The 15,010-nt window shown below is 49.0% G+C and carries 14 protein-coding genes; 7 read left to right on the top strand and 7 right to left on the bottom strand.

Going from position 1 to position 15,010, the window contains the following annotated elements; translation table 11 throughout:
* Positions 1–5: 5 nt before the first annotated feature.
* A complete protein-coding gene (locus ACESLU_RS00070; RefSeq protein ID WP_372633376.1) occupies positions 6–3,125 on the top strand; it encodes an efflux RND transporter permease subunit in 3,120 nt (1,039 codons plus the stop codon).
* Positions 3,126–3,329: 204 nt separating this feature from the next.
* Positions 3,330–3,923 carry an alkaline phosphatase PhoX gene (locus tag ACESLU_RS00065; protein ID WP_372633372.1) on the top strand — a complete coding sequence of 198 codons (594 nt, stop codon included), beginning with the start codon at positions 3,330–3,332 and terminating at the stop codon, positions 3,921–3,923.
* A gap of 21 nt (positions 3,924–3,944) precedes the next feature.
* Here the strand turns inward: ACESLU_RS00065 and ACESLU_RS00060 are convergent, their stop codons facing one another.
* Complete coding sequence (locus tag ACESLU_RS00060) at positions 3,945–4,322, bottom strand: DoxX family protein (protein WP_372633369.1); 378 nt, start codon at positions 4,320–4,322, stop codon at positions 3,945–3,947.
* Between the two features lie 469 nt (positions 4,323–4,791).
* On the opposite strand from ACESLU_RS00060, the gene ACESLU_RS00055 reads away from it, so the two are divergent.
* Positions 4,792–6,108 (top strand): hypothetical protein, encoded by a 1,317-nt coding sequence (locus ACESLU_RS00055; protein WP_372633365.1) that lies wholly within the window; start codon positions 4,792–4,794, stop codon positions 6,106–6,108.
* A gap of 375 nt (positions 6,109–6,483) precedes the next feature.
* Here the strand turns inward: ACESLU_RS00055 and ACESLU_RS00050 are convergent, their stop codons facing one another.
* Entirely contained in the window at positions 6,484–7,434 is a 951-nt protein-coding gene (locus ACESLU_RS00050) for an NADP-dependent oxidoreductase (RefSeq protein ID WP_372633362.1), read from the bottom strand.
* Positions 7,435–7,638: 204 nt separating this feature from the next.
* Complete coding sequence (locus tag ACESLU_RS00045; RefSeq protein ID WP_372633359.1) at positions 7,639–8,007, bottom strand: response regulator; 369 nt, start codon at positions 8,005–8,007, stop codon at positions 7,639–7,641.
* A 643-nt stretch (positions 8,008–8,650) separates the two neighbouring features.
* On the opposite strand from ACESLU_RS00045, the gene ACESLU_RS00040 reads away from it, so the two are divergent.
* Together ACESLU_RS00040 and ACESLU_RS00035 are read left to right on the top strand one after the other, a co-directional pair.
* Positions 8,651–9,247, top strand: a complete 597-nt coding sequence (locus tag ACESLU_RS00040; RefSeq protein ID WP_372633356.1) for a YceI family protein — start codon at positions 8,651–8,653, stop codon at positions 9,245–9,247.
* Between the two features lie 29 nt (positions 9,248–9,276).
* On the top strand, positions 9,277–9,999 hold the full coding sequence (locus ACESLU_RS00035; protein WP_372633353.1) for a hypothetical protein: 723 nt from the start codon (positions 9,277–9,279) through the stop codon (positions 9,997–9,999).
* A 221-nt stretch (positions 10,000–10,220) separates the two neighbouring features.
* Here ACESLU_RS00035 and ACESLU_RS00030 read toward each other — a convergent pair whose 3' ends face one another.
* Genes ACESLU_RS00030 through ACESLU_RS00020 form a run of 3 tightly spaced genes read right to left on the bottom strand, consistent with a single transcriptional unit; the run spans position 10,221 to position 13,416 of the window.
* On the bottom strand, positions 10,221–11,582 hold the full coding sequence (locus ACESLU_RS00030; RefSeq protein WP_372633351.1) for a sigma-54-dependent transcriptional regulator: 1,362 nt from the start codon (positions 11,580–11,582) through the stop codon (positions 10,221–10,223).
* Positions 11,579–12,889, bottom strand: a complete 1,311-nt coding sequence (locus ACESLU_RS00025) for a nitrogen regulation protein NR(II) (protein WP_372633348.1) — start codon at positions 12,887–12,889, stop codon at positions 11,579–11,581. The genes ACESLU_RS00030 and ACESLU_RS00025 overlap by 4 nt, the downstream gene beginning before the upstream one ends.
* 53 nt (positions 12,890–12,942) lie before the next feature.
* Positions 12,943–13,416 (bottom strand): DinB family protein, encoded by a 474-nt coding sequence (locus tag ACESLU_RS00020; protein WP_372633345.1) that lies wholly within the window; start codon positions 13,414–13,416, stop codon positions 12,943–12,945.
* 396 nt (positions 13,417–13,812) lie between these two features.
* Between ACESLU_RS00020 and ACESLU_RS00015 the strand changes: the two genes are divergently transcribed.
* A complete protein-coding gene (locus ACESLU_RS00015) occupies positions 13,813–14,226 on the top strand; it encodes a helix-turn-helix domain-containing protein (RefSeq protein WP_372633341.1) in 414 nt (137 codons plus the stop codon).
* Between the two features lie 134 nt (positions 14,227–14,360).
* The gene (locus ACESLU_RS00010) at positions 14,361–14,648 is read left to right on the top strand and encodes a hypothetical protein (protein WP_372633339.1); all 288 of its coding nucleotides are present in this window, start codon (positions 14,361–14,363) and stop codon (positions 14,646–14,648) included.
* 63 nt (positions 14,649–14,711) lie between these two features.
* Here the strand turns inward: ACESLU_RS00010 and ACESLU_RS00005 are convergent.
* On the bottom strand, positions 14,712–15,010 hold a 299-nt coding region (locus ACESLU_RS00005; RefSeq protein WP_372633336.1), incomplete at its 5' end, for an NUDIX domain-containing protein.

Here is a 15,010-nt window from a genome sequence, read left to right as displayed (position 1 = left end):
CTGTTATGAAGATTACTGAAACCGCTGTCAAACGTCCCATCGCTACGACGATGCTATTTCTTATTATCGTCGTTCTGGGGATCACGTCTTTCCGCTACCTGCCGGTGGATCTGCTGCCGCCGGTTGAATACCCGCAGCTGACCGTGGCGACGGAATATCCCAATGTAGGGTCAGAGGAAATTGAAAAAATTATTACCCAGCGTATAGAGAATACTATTGCAGGCGTTCCGGGGGTAGAGCGCGTACGCTCGAGTTCTTCAGAAGGACAGAGCCGGGTAACGCTTGAATTTGCCCAGGGGACAGATATAGATGTTGCGGCCAACGATATTCGGGCCGCCTTAGACCGTGTTCGGGATGAACTCCCGCCCGAAGCTGAGCCGCCACGGATATGGAAATTCGATCCCAATAACTTTCCCGTGGTCATTGTGGGAGCAAATTCGGATATGAATCTCCAGGAGCTTACGCAGGTGCTGGAACGCGAAGTGACCAAGCGTTTCGACCAAATTGCAGGGGTCGGTTCCATTGATATCTGGGGCGGCGTCTATAAAGAGGTACACATAGATATCAAGCGGGACCGGCTCATTGCCAGCGGGTTATCCTCTGCCCAGGTACAACAGGCGATTGCCAGTGAAAATGTAAACCTGCCGGGGGGGAATGTGAACTCGGGAGTACAGCAGTTATACGTCCGCACGCTGGGCGAATACGAGTCGCTCGACCAAATTTCCAACACCATTATCGCCATGGAGGATGGCAAGCCTATCCGTGTTGAGGATGTTGCAGAGGTGAAATGGGGATACGAGGATCTGAACCGGCTGGTAACCATCAATAAAAAACCGATGGTCCGTTTTGGTATCCGTAAGCAAACGGGCGCCAATACGGTGGCTGTTGCGGACGACATCCGGGATGAGATCGAGCGGGTCAACCTGGAGCGCGACGACATGAACCTGTTCGTGACGACGGATCAAAGCGAGTTTATTCAAAACTCGATCAATAATGTGCAAAATTCGGCTGTCTGGGGGGCGCTCCTTGCGATTGTTGTTTTATATCTGTTCCTGAGAAATGGTTCGTCAACCTTTATTATTGCCGTTTCCATTCCGATTTCAATTATTGCCACCTTTGCGCTGCTTTATTTTAACGGCCTGACGCTGAACCAGATGAGTTTTGGGGGACTTGCCCTGGGGGTGGGCCTTATTGTTGATAATGCCATTGTGGTGCTTGAAAATATTATCAGGCTCCGGGAGGAGCGAGGCAAAGACCTTCAAGCCAGCGCCCTGGTCGGAACGCGCGAGGTGGGTGGGGCTATTGTAGCTTCCACCATTACCACTTCCGTCATATTTCTGCCGGTGGTGTTCATGCAGACTATTTCGGGCTCGATATTCCAGCAGCTGGCACTGGTCGTCGTCTTTGCCCTCGTGTGCTCCCTTTTCGTCGCTCTTACGCTGGTGCCGATGCTCTGCAGCAAGTTCCTGACTATCCAGCCCGCCGGTTCCGAGAAAGCCCAGCAAAAGAACTGGTTTCAGCGAATTTTTGCAGTCATGGAGCATAAATATGCCAAGCTTATTGATCGTACACTCCAGCGGAAGCCCCTGGTCTTTGGGGTTACGGGGGCGTTGGTTATAGGGTGTGTGCTGCTTATTCCCCTGATACCGGTTGAGCTTACCCCGCAATCGGATGCGGATGAAATTGATGTGGATTTCATGATGGCCGAAGGAACAAATATTGCCGTGCAAAACGAATATTTGCAAGAGCTGGAACAGGCGGTCCGCGCCAACCTGCCCATGGAAGATGTCAGGCATATAACAACTGACGTACGTGACGGGCGGGCGGAAGTAGAAGTAGCTATGGTGGAAGCCTCTCAGCGATCGATGAGCACCTCCAGGATTGCCGATCAAATCCGGGACAATGTGGCTGGCCTTGTCCCGGGCGGCGATATACGGGTAAGCGCCCAGTCGGGGCTGTGGATGCTGCGCAGGCTGTTCGGCTCGGGAGGGGGTGAAGAGGTAGAGGTGCAGCTGCGGGGCTATAACCTGGACCAGGCCAAAACACTGTCCGAAGAAATTAAACGCCGGATGGAAGAAATCCCGGAGGTAACGGGGGTCCGAACCGACCGGCGCGAGGGGCGACCGGAGCAGAATATGGTCTTTGATCGGGAAAAAATTGCCGATCTTGGTCTTTCGGTCCGTGAAGTCGCCCAGGTAATTCAGACCAATGTGGGGGGGAGCCGGGCCGGAACATACCGCGTAGGCGGCGATGAATTCCCGATTACGGTCCGCCTGCAGCCGGAAGACCGACTCAGCACGACCGACCTCGAAAATATTTCGATCCGCACGCCCGGGGGACAAGTCCTGCCCGTTTCGGCGGTGGTTTCCAAAAGCAAGGGACGGGGGCCGACGGACATCAACAGGGTGAACAGCCAGCGGGTTTCCTATATTTCAGCGAACCTGGAGAGTGGAGTGGCCCTGGGAGAAGCCGTGGAGATGATCCGGGATAAGCTTTCCGACATGCAGCTGCCGGAGGGTTTTTCCATTGTCTACGGCGGAGAATATGAAGAACAGCAGAAGGCCGCGGCTGATTTTCGCCTTTCTATTATCATGGCGCTGATCCTTATCTATATGGTTATGGCGGCCCAGTTTGAGCGCTTCTTTGATCCCCTGGTGGTCATGTTTTCCGTACCGTTGGCTATTATCGGGGTGATCCCCACCCTGATGATTACCGGCACGACCATTAATATGCAAAGCATGATGGGTATCGTAATGCTGATCGGGATCGTGGTGAATAACGCTATTGTGCTGGTCGATTATATCAATCTTATGCGCCGCGAACACCATATGAATATTCGCGAGGCTGTTATTCACTCGGGGAAATTGCGCCTGCGGCCCATCCTGATGACCACGCTTACCACGATTTTAGGGTTGCTTCCGCTCTCTTTTGGTTTCGGATCCGGAGCCGAACTTCAGGCTTCCCTGGCGCGGGTGGTGATTGGGGGACTTGCGGCATCAACGCTCGTTACCCTGGTATTTATCCCGGTAGTCTATGTGGCTGCGGAAAATGTACTGGCCAGGGTCAGGGAAAAAAGCTGGTTGCCTTTCGGTAAAAGTGAAACTGTCAAGCCGGCCAAGGCTTAGGTTCCGCCTACTCGTTATGGGCTTTTGAATTAACCTTCTTACCCGCAGAAGGTAAGCGCCTTTTTTATGGTATGAATCGGAAATTAGGCTAATGGTACAGCCGGTGAAGGGTAAAACTTATTACTTTACGTTACTATTTGTTTTGTATATCCTATGCCTTGAAAGTTGCTCGTCAGCCAGATTCAGGAACACATAAAATTATCTGTGTCGATATCACGCAAACATTTTTTACAACAGGCCGGGGCCCTGACACTGGGCTTTTCAGGGTTACACATACTAAGCAGCTGCACCTCTTCGGGACGAGTGGCCCAAAAGCTGATAACCGATCCCTTTGGTCCGCTGCAGTCAGATCCCGCCGGACTTTTTAATTTGCCGGAAGCGTTTTCCTATAATATTATTTCTACCTTCGGCGATAAAATGGATGACGGCTTTTCGGTACCGCATCGCCCGGACGGGATGGCCACCTTCCCGGGGCCTGACGGACTTACTATCTTAATTCGGAATCACGAAGTGAATGCGGCCAAGGGCGGGGCCGAGAGCGCGTTTGGCGAAGATTTTGCTCTTGCCGGCCGGCTTGATCCCGGTGAGTTCTATGATCCGGGGCAGGATAATAACCCCGGACAGGGTGGGACGACGACCGTGGTGTATGACACCGAAAACCAAAAGGTAGTCCGCGAGTTCCTAAGCCTGGCGGGTACCATCCGGAACTGTGCGGGGGGACCCACACCCTGGAACAGCTGGTTGACATGCGAAGAATTTGTGTCCAATCCCGATGATATGATGGGCAGAGCTTTGTGATATTGGATTCAAAACAGACATCTATTCGTTAAACCCTGAGTCCGTCTCACTCGGAAACTGACCGGCAAGGATCCAGGCCCCACCCGCCATAGCGGTATCTTTTAACAACATCGTCATTGCTGATTGTCCCCCTTCTCCCAGTACACCGGGGAGGTGAATGGTCAATACAAAGATAAGCAGCATAACCCCGAGCAGTATACAAGCCAGGCGTGCTTTTTTTTCAATCAGGATACTAATACATGCGGCTAACAATGCTATTCCCGTCAAGTAAACCCAAAAAACGCCACCGGGAATCGGAACCATTCCTGCCATCTGTCCTGCATTCATAAAGTGAAAGAGTCCAAAAATGCCAAATGGCAGTGCGAATAAATAACGACCTGCTTTTTCTATCATACCCATATCCTCATCCTCTTTTTTATTACGATTTGAATAACAAAGTAATATATAGAAAAGTCATTCAATGTTAAACTATAGTGCCGGATGAGTGAGCGGACCGGTTAATCAAGTGTAATTCAGGTACCTGATGGGATACTACCTCCCCCTATTGCAGCTTCGCACCGGCAGCGACGGATAGTCTTGCAGAATTGCAAGACCGAAAGGAAAGGCTTGCAGACCGTCATTTTTCCATTTAAAAAAAGAGTGAGAAAAATCCCGCCTGTAGCCCCTTAAAGGGTAATTCGTGATGTTATTCAATTTTTTTATCTCTTCTCTCCTTTTTGGAACAGAAGTTGTAATCACTACAAATGGAATGCACGGAAAGCACTTAGGATATGCTCTTCAGCATAGCCAGCATCAACGAAATTTAATGACATCATTATTCAATTTTAACAAAACCAGTAAGCACTAACTCCAAAAAACAGGTACTACCATGAAATATTTCATACAATATACCTCACTATTCCTTCTCGGCTTCTTTATGATGGCGGGAAGCGCCTTTGCCCAGTTCGACCGGGAAATGCAGTATTTTACCAATCCCGACCAGACCGGGCTTAACCAGTTTGAAGCTCCTTTTGAGACGGACGTTGAATTCGACGGAGTGAACGTTCGCATCGGCGGGGCAAATACCCTTCAATTTCAGGGTCTGAGCCATGAAAATGCCGGCCCGTGGCAAACGGGGGTCGATGAAAACGGCGAGCCTATTATGAACACCTTGTCGGAGCTGGAATCAAATTTCAATCTCGCGACCTCCAATTTAGACCTTGATGTCGCCCTCGGGGACGGACTTCGCATGCACTTGCGGACCTACTTAACCTCGCAACACCACACGGAAGCCTACGTCAAGAGTGGCTATATGCAGGTCGATCGTCTTGATTTCATCCAGGAAGGCTTGCTTTCCGACGTGATGGACAAAGTTCGTATTAAAGTGGGCCACATGGAGCTCAACTACGGCGACAACCACTTCAGAAGAACGGATAATGCATCAGCTATCCACAACCCATTTGTAGGAAATTACATCATGGATTCGTTTACCACGGAAGTAGCCGGCGAACTCTATTATTACAATAAGGGCTTGCTTGCCATGTTCGGCCTGAGCAACGGTAAACTGAACCAGAGCGTTGTTGCCGGTGATATTAAAACGCATGCGACCGTCTATGGTAAATTGGGGTATGAAAAGAAGATGGGCGATGTCATACACCTTCGTTTGACGGGGTCCATTCTGAATGTATCGAACTCTCCCTCGATCTACCTGTACTCCGGAGACCGGGCCGGTTCCCGCTACTACAGCGTAATGGATGACGGATTTCGTTCCGGGCGCTTTGCTCCCAGCTTTACTCCCCCACGAGGTGCTGAACCTGGCGCAGGAGAAATGACGGCCATTATGATCAACCCCTTTGTAAAATTCCAGGGGCTGGAGTTCTACGGAGTCTATGAAAATACGTCCGGTAATGTTAAAGGAGCCGACTCGCGAACTTACAATCAATATGGTGCGGAACTGCTCTATCGCTTTGGGGCCAATGAAAATTTCTACCTGGGTGGCCGTTATAACCTGGTGGATGGTGAATCTGTAAACGGAGATGTCGAGATCGATCGCTTCAACCTCGGCGGCGGCTGGTTCCTGACTAAGAATGTACTGGCCAAGCTGGAGTATATGAAACAGTCCTATGACGGAGATAGCTTTGTAGGTACCAAATATGACGGTGGTGAATTTGACGGTGTCATGCTCGAAGCGGTCATCAGTTTCTAATGTAGCCCTGACTATTCCCTATCCCTAATCCCTTCAACGGTGTCGCCATGATATGGTGGCACCGTTTTTTTATATAGTGTCCCACGCCAACCTCGTGCTGGATCATTCCCGTAGAGGGTAACAGACAGCTTCTGGCGCCAACTGTGCAAAGTGCTTAAAATCCAGGGAACCGGTGATCGTGGAATCTAAAAGATTCTCTTATCCACCTGTATGTATGCAATTCAAGACCTTCAGAACATTGGGGTGGAAAGAGGGGAGACCACTGCCGGGATGGGGAGAAAGGCGGGCTTTTTGTAGTAGGGAAGGCCGGGCTAATCATCATAGGGGTCCCATCGCAACGTTGAGGTGCTGGGGTATTCGGGTGAAGTTCTATATTCAGGGTGTAATAACGGTTTTACCCCGTGTATGAAGAGATTCGATCTCCCGGATAGCTTTACCGGTGTCCTCCAGGCCAAATGTTTTGGAAACGGGGATCTTAATGCTATTCTCATCGACCAGTTCCTGAAGATGTTTCAGTTGTCTCGCATTCGGCTCTACAAACACGTACTCGAAGCGGATATCGTCACGGACCCCGGGTTGGCTGTTCGTAATGGAGACAAGCTGTCCCCCGCTTTTGAGCGTATCGATACTTTGATCCAGGGAATCGCCCCGGGAACAGTGAAAGATAAAATCAATATCCTCCCTGACGGCGGCCCGGATCGCTTCTCCCACATTCCCGGCCGCATAGTCAATCGTTTCGTCCGCACCGAGCTCTTTCATATACGCCTGGTTGTGTTTGCCCGCGACCCCGATGACGGTGGCACCGGCGGTTTTGGCCAGTTGTATGGCGAGGGTACCGACTCCACCGGAAGCACCGAGTATCAATAACGTATCGCCTTCGCTGAGATCTCCGGCCAGGAAAAGCGCCTGGTAGGCCGTAAGTCCGACGAGGGGAATCCCGCCGGCTTCGGTCATCGTTATCGTTTGGGGGCGGCGGGCAAGATAGCACTCCGGCAGGGCCACATATTCCGCGAAAGTCCCGTGTTGTACCGTGGGCCTGCGCGCATAGGCATAGACCTCGTCCCCTTCGTCGAACCTGCGGGCCGCATGACCCCGCTCTTTCACCTCTCCGGCAAGATCCCAACCCGGGACGGCCGGGAATTTAGCCGGTATGGCCTGCTGCAGCATCCCCCGGGCTACGGCGGCGTCCACGGGATTTACGCCCGCTGCCCTCACGCGGACAAGCACTTCCCCCTCCCCGGCTTCAGGACGTTCCAGCGTGCCGGTTTTTATCTGGTCTAACTCTCCGAATTCCTCAAAATAGGATGCCCTCATTGGTGTACTCATAACAGCAAATGGCCTTAATATGTTTTGTGGGTGCGATTATATAGTAAAACGTCCAATAGGTTAGATACGTTTCGGCTTTGTTTCGGTCTTATCGCAAGAGGCAAATATCCGGGAAGCGTTATGTAATTTGGTATCCGAATTTGTAGTATACAGCTCAGGCTGGAGAGCAAGTTCAATCCGGATCAGTAATCAAGTCCCCCACTCTTATAAAGAAGCAGGTTCCGTTAAGCGATTGACCAGGTCAATCAGTTCATCAAAATCCAGGGGCTTAAGAATAATTCCATCCGTATTGTCCATCAGGACCAGCTGAATACTCTCCAGTGCTGCATACGAACTGATAACAATTATTTTGATCTTTGGGTACCGTTCTTTAATGATGGTCGGCAGGCCTGTTTTAATAGTCAGCTGGCTATCAAGTATAATGACGGTAATGTCTTCCTTAGCAAGTATCTCCAGTATTTCTGATTTACTGGAACCGGAGAAGCACCGATAACCCTCGTCGCTCATGATTAACTGAAGCGACTCTCTGACTGCTTCTTCCTGGTCTGCAATAAGAATGGCCCGCGATTGCATCGTTTGTCAGTATTTCTTGAATGTTATGATGTAGTAAATACACTGCCGTGACGGTTGGCTTAAAGCAAGCGTTACCTGCTTTATATCAATGCAATTAACAGACCAGTTTTCTGATTTTGGGTATGTTAATTTTATATTCTCCCTCCGGAATCCTCCGGATAAGCATGGCCGGTATCCCCTGCAAGTAAAATAGAATTCCGATAACCTAATTAATAGCAATGCATTAGCGCTGTTAAAAGAAATGAACCGGCACTGAACCTGCTAGAACGGTGAAATGGGTCCCCGGGTGCTGAATTGGCCTCCCAGGCATCGGTGTTAACAAAGAGAAACATCTTTCCCGCACTTTTGGGGATTTGTTTTGTCCCCGGTCGTGTTTCCCGGTGTGAAGTCCGGGACAGATGCCCTGAACATTCACTCAACATCTTACGGTATTGCATAGCTGCAACGGCCATTTTGGCGGTGTTTGCATGGTTGCAATCTTTTCCTGGATGCTATAGCTGGCGAGCTGTGGCTTACTGCCGGAAATGCGTTTCTATACCCCGTCAAGGTATTTTTTAGTTAAAAGTTTTGTTATGCGCATTCTTTGGAACGATGATTGCACTATTATACACTGAAAAACATTTAACAATAAAATGAGGTTATTATGAAATCGTTACTACTATCACTGTTACTGTTCTTGTTTGCATTCAGCGGAAGCGTGACCGCGCAATCTTCCGATTATGAATTGCTCGACAAGAGTACCATGCAGGTTGACGGCACCTCCTCTATTCACGACTGGACTGCCGACGTAGAGGAAATAAATATTGACGCTAATTTTAATGCATCCGCCTTTACGCCGGAGTCTGACGAAAATCCGGTTACATCACTTACTCTTACGGTACCGGTAGAGGAAATGGAAAGTGGCAAAGGACGAATGAATGGCAAGATGTATGATGCCCTTAAAAAAGACGACCATCCAAATATCACGTTTGAGCTTTCAACGGCCGAAATATCGGAAGGCTCTTCGGAATCTTCGTTTACACTCAATACAACCGGTACGCTTACTATTGCCGGCGTCAGTGAAGAAATAAACTTTCCTGTAGAAGGAAGTGTTACAGGGGATGGAGTCTATACCTTTACCGGCAGCTATGAACTTAACATGGAAGATTATGATGTTGATCCACCGTCTGCCATGTTCGGTACGATAAAAAGCGGGGAAATGGTTACAATCTCTTTTGAACTCTTTTTCTCTGAACAATAAGTAAATAATAAATAAGAATACATTTGCTGATGTCTCGCCTCGCCTCATATTTCCCGGCTGGAATCATGCGCACCCTCCAAAGAGTGGGTGGCATGATACTGCTGGTGGTGCTGATCATCCCATCGCGAGGGGACGCACAATCGCTTCCCGGCGCTATTTCTATAGATGAAGGCGGTGAGCTCTGGATCGAAGGCACGGCCGGCCCCGTCGACTTTAGCTGCCATGCCGAGGAGCTTTCGGGCCAGGGAAATATTAAAAATACGACGGACCCCGCATCAACCGTCACCGGGGAAGGCCAGGTCGCTATTGCCGTATCCTTGCCGGTTGCCTCTCTCGACTGCGGCAAGCGAAAGATGAACAGGGATATGTATGAAGCTTTGAAGCAAGAACAGTTCCCGGTTATCAGGTATCGCCTGCTCAATGCCTCGCTGGCAGAAGAACCGGAAGATTCGGTAGCCGGCGGGGATAAATGGATGTCCATTCGCACCCGGGGCGTGATGGAAATTGCCGGGGTGCGGGATACCACGACCTTCCTTGTCCAGGGCAGAATCCATGACAACAACAAGTTTCATGTGAAAGGCCGGAAAGAAGTTCACATGGATACGTACGATATCGAGCCTCCCAGTACAATGTTTGGCCTTATCCGCGCAAAAAAAACGCTGATGGTTTTCTTTGATGTCACCGTAACGCTCAGAGATGGGAAGGATGGGGCAGCAACGATGAGTATGATCCCGGTTCCGGGCATGCCCTAAAGAGGGCTTTGCACCATCGCTCCGTACCGCCTGCCCGGGCGTTGGACGTTGGATTGCGCTCATCGGCGGTAACAATCAGAGTATTCCTATATCCTGTATCTCAGTTAAAAGTCCGGAATAAATATCCATGAGACGGTTGAAAAACAGCCGTTTGGTGGTATTTTCAAAGTCCCTCATCGTATGACACAAAGCCATACGAATAACGGGTAACCGTTTAACAGCTATTCCGACAATCCCAGCCGCTCCATTTTGCGATAAAGGGTAGAGGGATCAATCCCGAGCAATCGGGCTGCTTCTGATTTATTGCCGTCCGTGCGCTTAAGCATGCTTTGGATATGATGTTTCTCGAATACCTGCACGGCCTGGTCCAGTTTGCCCGTATTTACAGGTACCGTTTCCGAGTGATCTACCTCCCGGATGGCGCTCGGAAGGTCTTCCAGCAAAAGATAATCGTTATCGCTGAGTAGTACCGCGCGTTCAATTACATTTTCCAGTTCCCGAACCTGTCCTTTCCATTCATAGGACATCATAGCACTCATCGCCTCACTGGAAATTCCCTTTTTATTTCGTGTTAACTCTTTATTGTATTTTCGCAGGAAATGGTGGGCCAGGAGCGGGATATCCTCGCGGCGCTGCTGCAAATTGGGCAGCTCCAGCTCTACAACATTCAGACGATAGAACAAGTCGTCCCGAAAAGCCCCTTTTTCCACCTCTGCTTCCAGGTCTTTGTTCGTCGCTGAAATGATGCGCGTGTCAAAGCTTATATTTTGATTCGCCCCCACGGGCTTAACTTCACGCTCCTGCAGTACCCGCAGCAAATTGACCTGCAGGTTAAGCGGTATTTCCGCCACCTCATCCAGGAAGACGGTCCCGCCGCGTGCTGCTACAAACACCCCGTCTTTATCGGAGGACGCTCCGGTAAAAGCCCCTTTTTTATGGCCAAAAAGTTCCGATTCGATCAGGTCTTCGGGAATGGCACCGCAATTGATCGCCAGAAAGGGTTTTTCGGCCCGATTTCCGTTGAAATGAATGGCCCGTGCAACCAGCTCCTTACCGGTTCCGCTTTCACCGGTAATAAGTACATTACTGCTGGCGCCGCTGACCCGCTCGACCATTTTATAGATCTTCTTCATGGCCTCGCTCTCACCGATAATATGGTTGAAGTTGTATTCCTGGTCGATCTGTTCGCGCAGGTGTTTATTTTCCTGAACCACCTTTTTGTGTTTAAGCAGGTTTTCGATTCGGATTAGCACCTCGTCAAAATCGAGAGGTTTCAGAATATAATCAGCTGCTCCCTTGCGTAACGCCTGGATAGCCGTCTCTATGGTTCCATGCGCCGTAATAATAATGGTGAGCGTATCCGACGAGTGCTGTAAAGCATGCTCTAACACGCCGAGACCATTAACGTTCGGCATTTTTAAATCCGAAATAATAATATCGTAACTTCTTTTATCGATCGCTTTGATGGCTTCCTCTCCATCGCGGACTGCCGTACAGTCGTAGCCTTCGTCCTGTAATACTATGGTCAGCGATTCACGGATGCCCGCCTCATCATCAGCTATTAAAATAGATCCCTTCATCATTCTTCAGTTTTTATCGGTAGTTTAATAATAAATGTCGTGCCTTTTCCATATTCAGATTCCGCGTGTATAGCGCCTCCCATTTTATTAATAATACCGTGACTCACAGAAAGTCCGAGTCCGGTACCCCGACCGACATCTTTCGTGGTGAAGAAGGGTTCGAATATACGCGGCTGGTTTTCCTCTTTAATCCCTATGCCCACATCCGCAACCGTCAGTTTAATGTTATTTTGTTGCTTCAAGGTGGATATTGTGACCTTTGGATTCGCCGTCTCTTTCATCGCATCGACCGCATTCAGCAGAAGATTTACGAGTACCTGGTGGATCTGATCGGGTACGCAGGAAATGGACGGAAGATTATCGGAAAGATTCAGCTTAAAATCCGTATCCCGGCAGCGTGCGTCATGTTTCAGGAGTCCGACCGCAGATTTAATGACTTCATTGATCTGAACATGTTCGGTCTGCATGCTCGAAGGGCGTGAAAAATCGACCAGCTCGCGCACAATTTTATTGATCCGCTGGATATGCTCCCGGACTTTTTTTAGTTGATCCTGTATAAATTCGTCATCGGTTTTTCGCTGGCAGACCTGCACCAGCGACGAAATGGCCGTCAGGGGATTACCAACCTCGTGAGCGACCCCTGCGGCCATATGTCCCACGGTAGCCAGTCGCTCCGACTGCTGAATCTGCTCCTCCCGCATCTTCACATCCGTCAGGTCACGCAAGATGAGCGAGCGGCCTACCGTCTCGTTGTCTTTATTGCGGACATAAGATTCCGTAAGGTTTACCAGCTTTTTTTCGCCCTTCTTCGTCAGGCGTTCAGTTTCAAAATTTTGGATATACCCGCGCTTCTGCATTTCAGCGTCAATATACTCAAGTTCCTCTAATTCAATAAGCTTGTCGGGGACAATAACGGCAATCGATTTACCGCTTATTTCGTCGCGCTCCCATCCGAGCATCTGTTCTGCCCCCCGGTTCCATGAGGTAATCCGGCCCTCGTTATCCAGCGATATAATCGCCTCGGCCGAGTGTTCGATAATATCGCTGTAGCGCAGCTTGGTAGCCTGCAGCTGATCTTCATAATATTCGTGATAGTTGTAAACCGTCCACGCTGCCCAGATCATGAGCAGGAGTGCAGCCAGGGCTCCCCGGCTGAAGTACAGCCACCGCATCGCCTCCGGCGGTATGTCCTTGAGGAGCGTTTGATCAATAATTTCAAAAGCCCCGAAAATAACCCCCAGTACAATCAGTGAAGTAAACAGCAGGTAACCGATGCGGGCTTCCCGTAAGAATTTCAGTACGTCCTTCATAATATAATTATAATATAAAAAGAGTAGTAGCTCGCCGCAGCGATGACTGTTTATTACCAGCTGCCCATTGAACGGCGAACTTGCACAATCTGTCCGATATGGTACGCATTATGATCAACAAATAACATGGCTTCCCGAAAAAGCGTTTGCCCATCGCCATGCGGTATGGGCGTCTGCAAGTTATTTTGAGGGTCAGACACCATTGCTTTCATCTCATCGATACCCTCTGGCACCGCACGGACCGATGTATGGAATGCCTTTTCGTTTTCCGGGCCGGCGGATGCAGGCCAATAGTCATCGGGCCAGTTCGGGGCTTTATAATCGGGATTTTTACAAAACTCCAGAATGTCATCCTGGCTGATTCGAATATGTTCAATAAGCTCCCAGATTGTGTGGGGAAGTCCCTCTACCCTTATACCGCTTTGTTTATAGGTCAATCCCTGCACAGCCTGCGTAAAATTGACATGTGCGTTTTTACTGTCGAGCTGCTCAACAACTAAGTCGCGAATAGGTATAGCGGGGGACATGAGAATCGTTTTCTGCTTAAAATGAGTATATCATTTTAATATAACCGAGGGAAAACAAAAAGTTTAATCTCTTTACAATTCAATTCTAAGATATAGGTTACGGAGGCAGTGGGAAAGATGACATACATAAAGAAGAAGGAAGGGAGTCCAGAAAAACGTCCATCAGAAGGGTTGCAAAAACAAAAACCCTGCGGTTGCAGAGCTTTCTTTTAAATCACTGTTTACAGTATACGGGGTATAGCCTATACAGAACAAGTATTTTTCATATCAGCTGGTTAATGTATAACTAATATATAATTAATATATAATATTCTTTTATTATTATATAATTATTATTAACTTTAATATTACGTGTTATTCACGTCATATCTGATAAAAAATTATTTTTTGTGCATTATGGCCAGGCAAATAGGAGCTCTTACTCTTTATTCGGTTGATGATCTCCACGCTCAGCTGGGTCTCAGTAAAATGACTATACGGGCCTATCTTCGGGAGGGCAAAATACGGGGACGCAAGCTGGGCGTGAAGTGGTATGTTACCGAAGAAGCGCTTCGAGATTATTTCGCAGAGCCCGCTGCGGGAAATCAGCAGAAATCCGGCACACCAAAAAATTACCGGTATATTGTAAAAGGGATAAATGATCTGGTAAGCGAGCAGGAAGAGTGCGATACCATTGAAGAAACGGTCAGGTGCATCGAAAATCAGGCGATCATCAGTTTATTCCAGGTTGTGGTTATCGACAAAGAGAGTGATGAGGTTGTAGAACTCATTAAAGCACGCGATTTTTTAGAGCGGTATCAATCCCAATAAGACAGCGGCTTCTCAAAGCGGCGTGGTGTATGGTAGGTTTACGCATGTGCGGGACAGCCATTTTTTTACAAAAATATCCTTCTTGTGTGGTATATTTAAGATAAATTACAAGGCTAAGTATATATTTTAAGAGCATGCTGCAACAAGACGATACAAAGCTCGAAATATTTGGGTTTGGCGACGATGCGGACGATAATTTTTACTGCCTTGTCAATACCCGGAAGTGTCCGGAAGGTATTGACCTGGAAAAGCTTTCTTCGGCAGACCCCCGCAAATTTGATAAAGCACTCAATGAAATGGGTTGTATTTTACTACTGCGCGGCGATGAGCTGGAGGAGCTTATCGACCGGGGGGTAATCACGGATTCGGATCTTCACACCTCTATTTATGAGCTGGCTGTACAAGAAGGAATTATAGAATAGCAGTAGCCGTGGATCCGCCCGCCGCCGTCCCCCGTTACTGCTCGGTGTCCTCCCGTTCACGGTTTACCGGACTACGAACGGCCCTTTCCGCTCCCACCAGTGCCAGGCTCGCAGGAGTGTTACCATCGATTTTCCGTCGGATATTTCGCCCGAGTGCACCATATCCACGGCTTCCCGAAAGGGGATCCGTTCTTTCAATAAAAATTCATCTTCATCAACCTGCTGATCAAAAGATTCGATATCCCAGGCCGTGTACAGGTGAATTAGTTCATCCGAATAACCAATACCTGGGTAAAATTGCCCTATATATTGAAAATGGCTGCATGTGAGTCCCGCTTCCTCTTTTAGCTCGCGCCGGGCTG

It is taken from the genome of Fodinibius sp. (assembly GCF_041642155.1).
Classification (GTDB): Bacteria; Bacteroidota; Rhodothermia; order Balneolales; family Balneolaceae; genus Fodinibius.
This window is presented reverse-complemented; position numbering and strand designations above follow the sequence as displayed.

What these genes read in the sequence shown, in the direction of transcription:
- ACESLU_RS00070 (WP_372633376.1), top strand. Translation starts at nt 6, where the DNA reads ATGAAGATTACTGAAACCGCTGTCAAACGTCCCATCGCTACGACGATG.
- ACESLU_RS00060 (WP_372633369.1), bottom strand. Translation starts at nt 4,322, where the DNA reads ATGGGTATGATAGAAAAAGCAGGTCGTTATTTATTCGCACTGCCATTT.
- ACESLU_RS00055 (WP_372633365.1), top strand. Translation starts at nt 4,792, where the DNA reads ATGAAATATTTCATACAATATACCTCACTATTCCTTCTCGGCTTCTTT.
- ACESLU_RS00050 (WP_372633362.1), bottom strand. Translation starts at nt 7,434, where the DNA reads ATGAGTACACCAATGAGGGCATCCTATTTTGAGGAATTCGGAGAGTTA.
- ACESLU_RS00045 (WP_372633359.1), bottom strand. Translation starts at nt 8,007, where the DNA reads ATGCAATCGCGGGCCATTCTTATTGCAGACCAGGAAGAAGCAGTCAGA.
- ACESLU_RS00040 (WP_372633356.1), top strand. Translation starts at nt 8,651, where the DNA reads ATGAAATCGTTACTACTATCACTGTTACTGTTCTTGTTTGCATTCAGC.
- ACESLU_RS00035 (WP_372633353.1), top strand. Translation starts at nt 9,277, where the DNA reads ATGTCTCGCCTCGCCTCATATTTCCCGGCTGGAATCATGCGCACCCTC.
- ACESLU_RS00030 (WP_372633351.1), bottom strand. Translation starts at nt 11,582, where the DNA reads ATGATGAAGGGATCTATTTTAATAGCTGATGATGAGGCGGGCATCCGT.
- ACESLU_RS00025 (WP_372633348.1), bottom strand. Translation starts at nt 12,889, where the DNA reads ATGAAGGACGTACTGAAATTCTTACGGGAAGCCCGCATCGGTTACCTG.
- ACESLU_RS00020 (WP_372633345.1), bottom strand. Translation starts at nt 13,416, where the DNA reads ATGTCCCCCGCTATACCTATTCGCGACTTAGTTGTTGAGCAGCTCGAC.
- ACESLU_RS00015 (WP_372633341.1), top strand. Translation starts at nt 13,813, where the DNA reads ATGGCCAGGCAAATAGGAGCTCTTACTCTTTATTCGGTTGATGATCTC.
- ACESLU_RS00010 (WP_372633339.1), top strand. Translation starts at nt 14,361, where the DNA reads ATGCTGCAACAAGACGATACAAAGCTCGAAATATTTGGGTTTGGCGAC.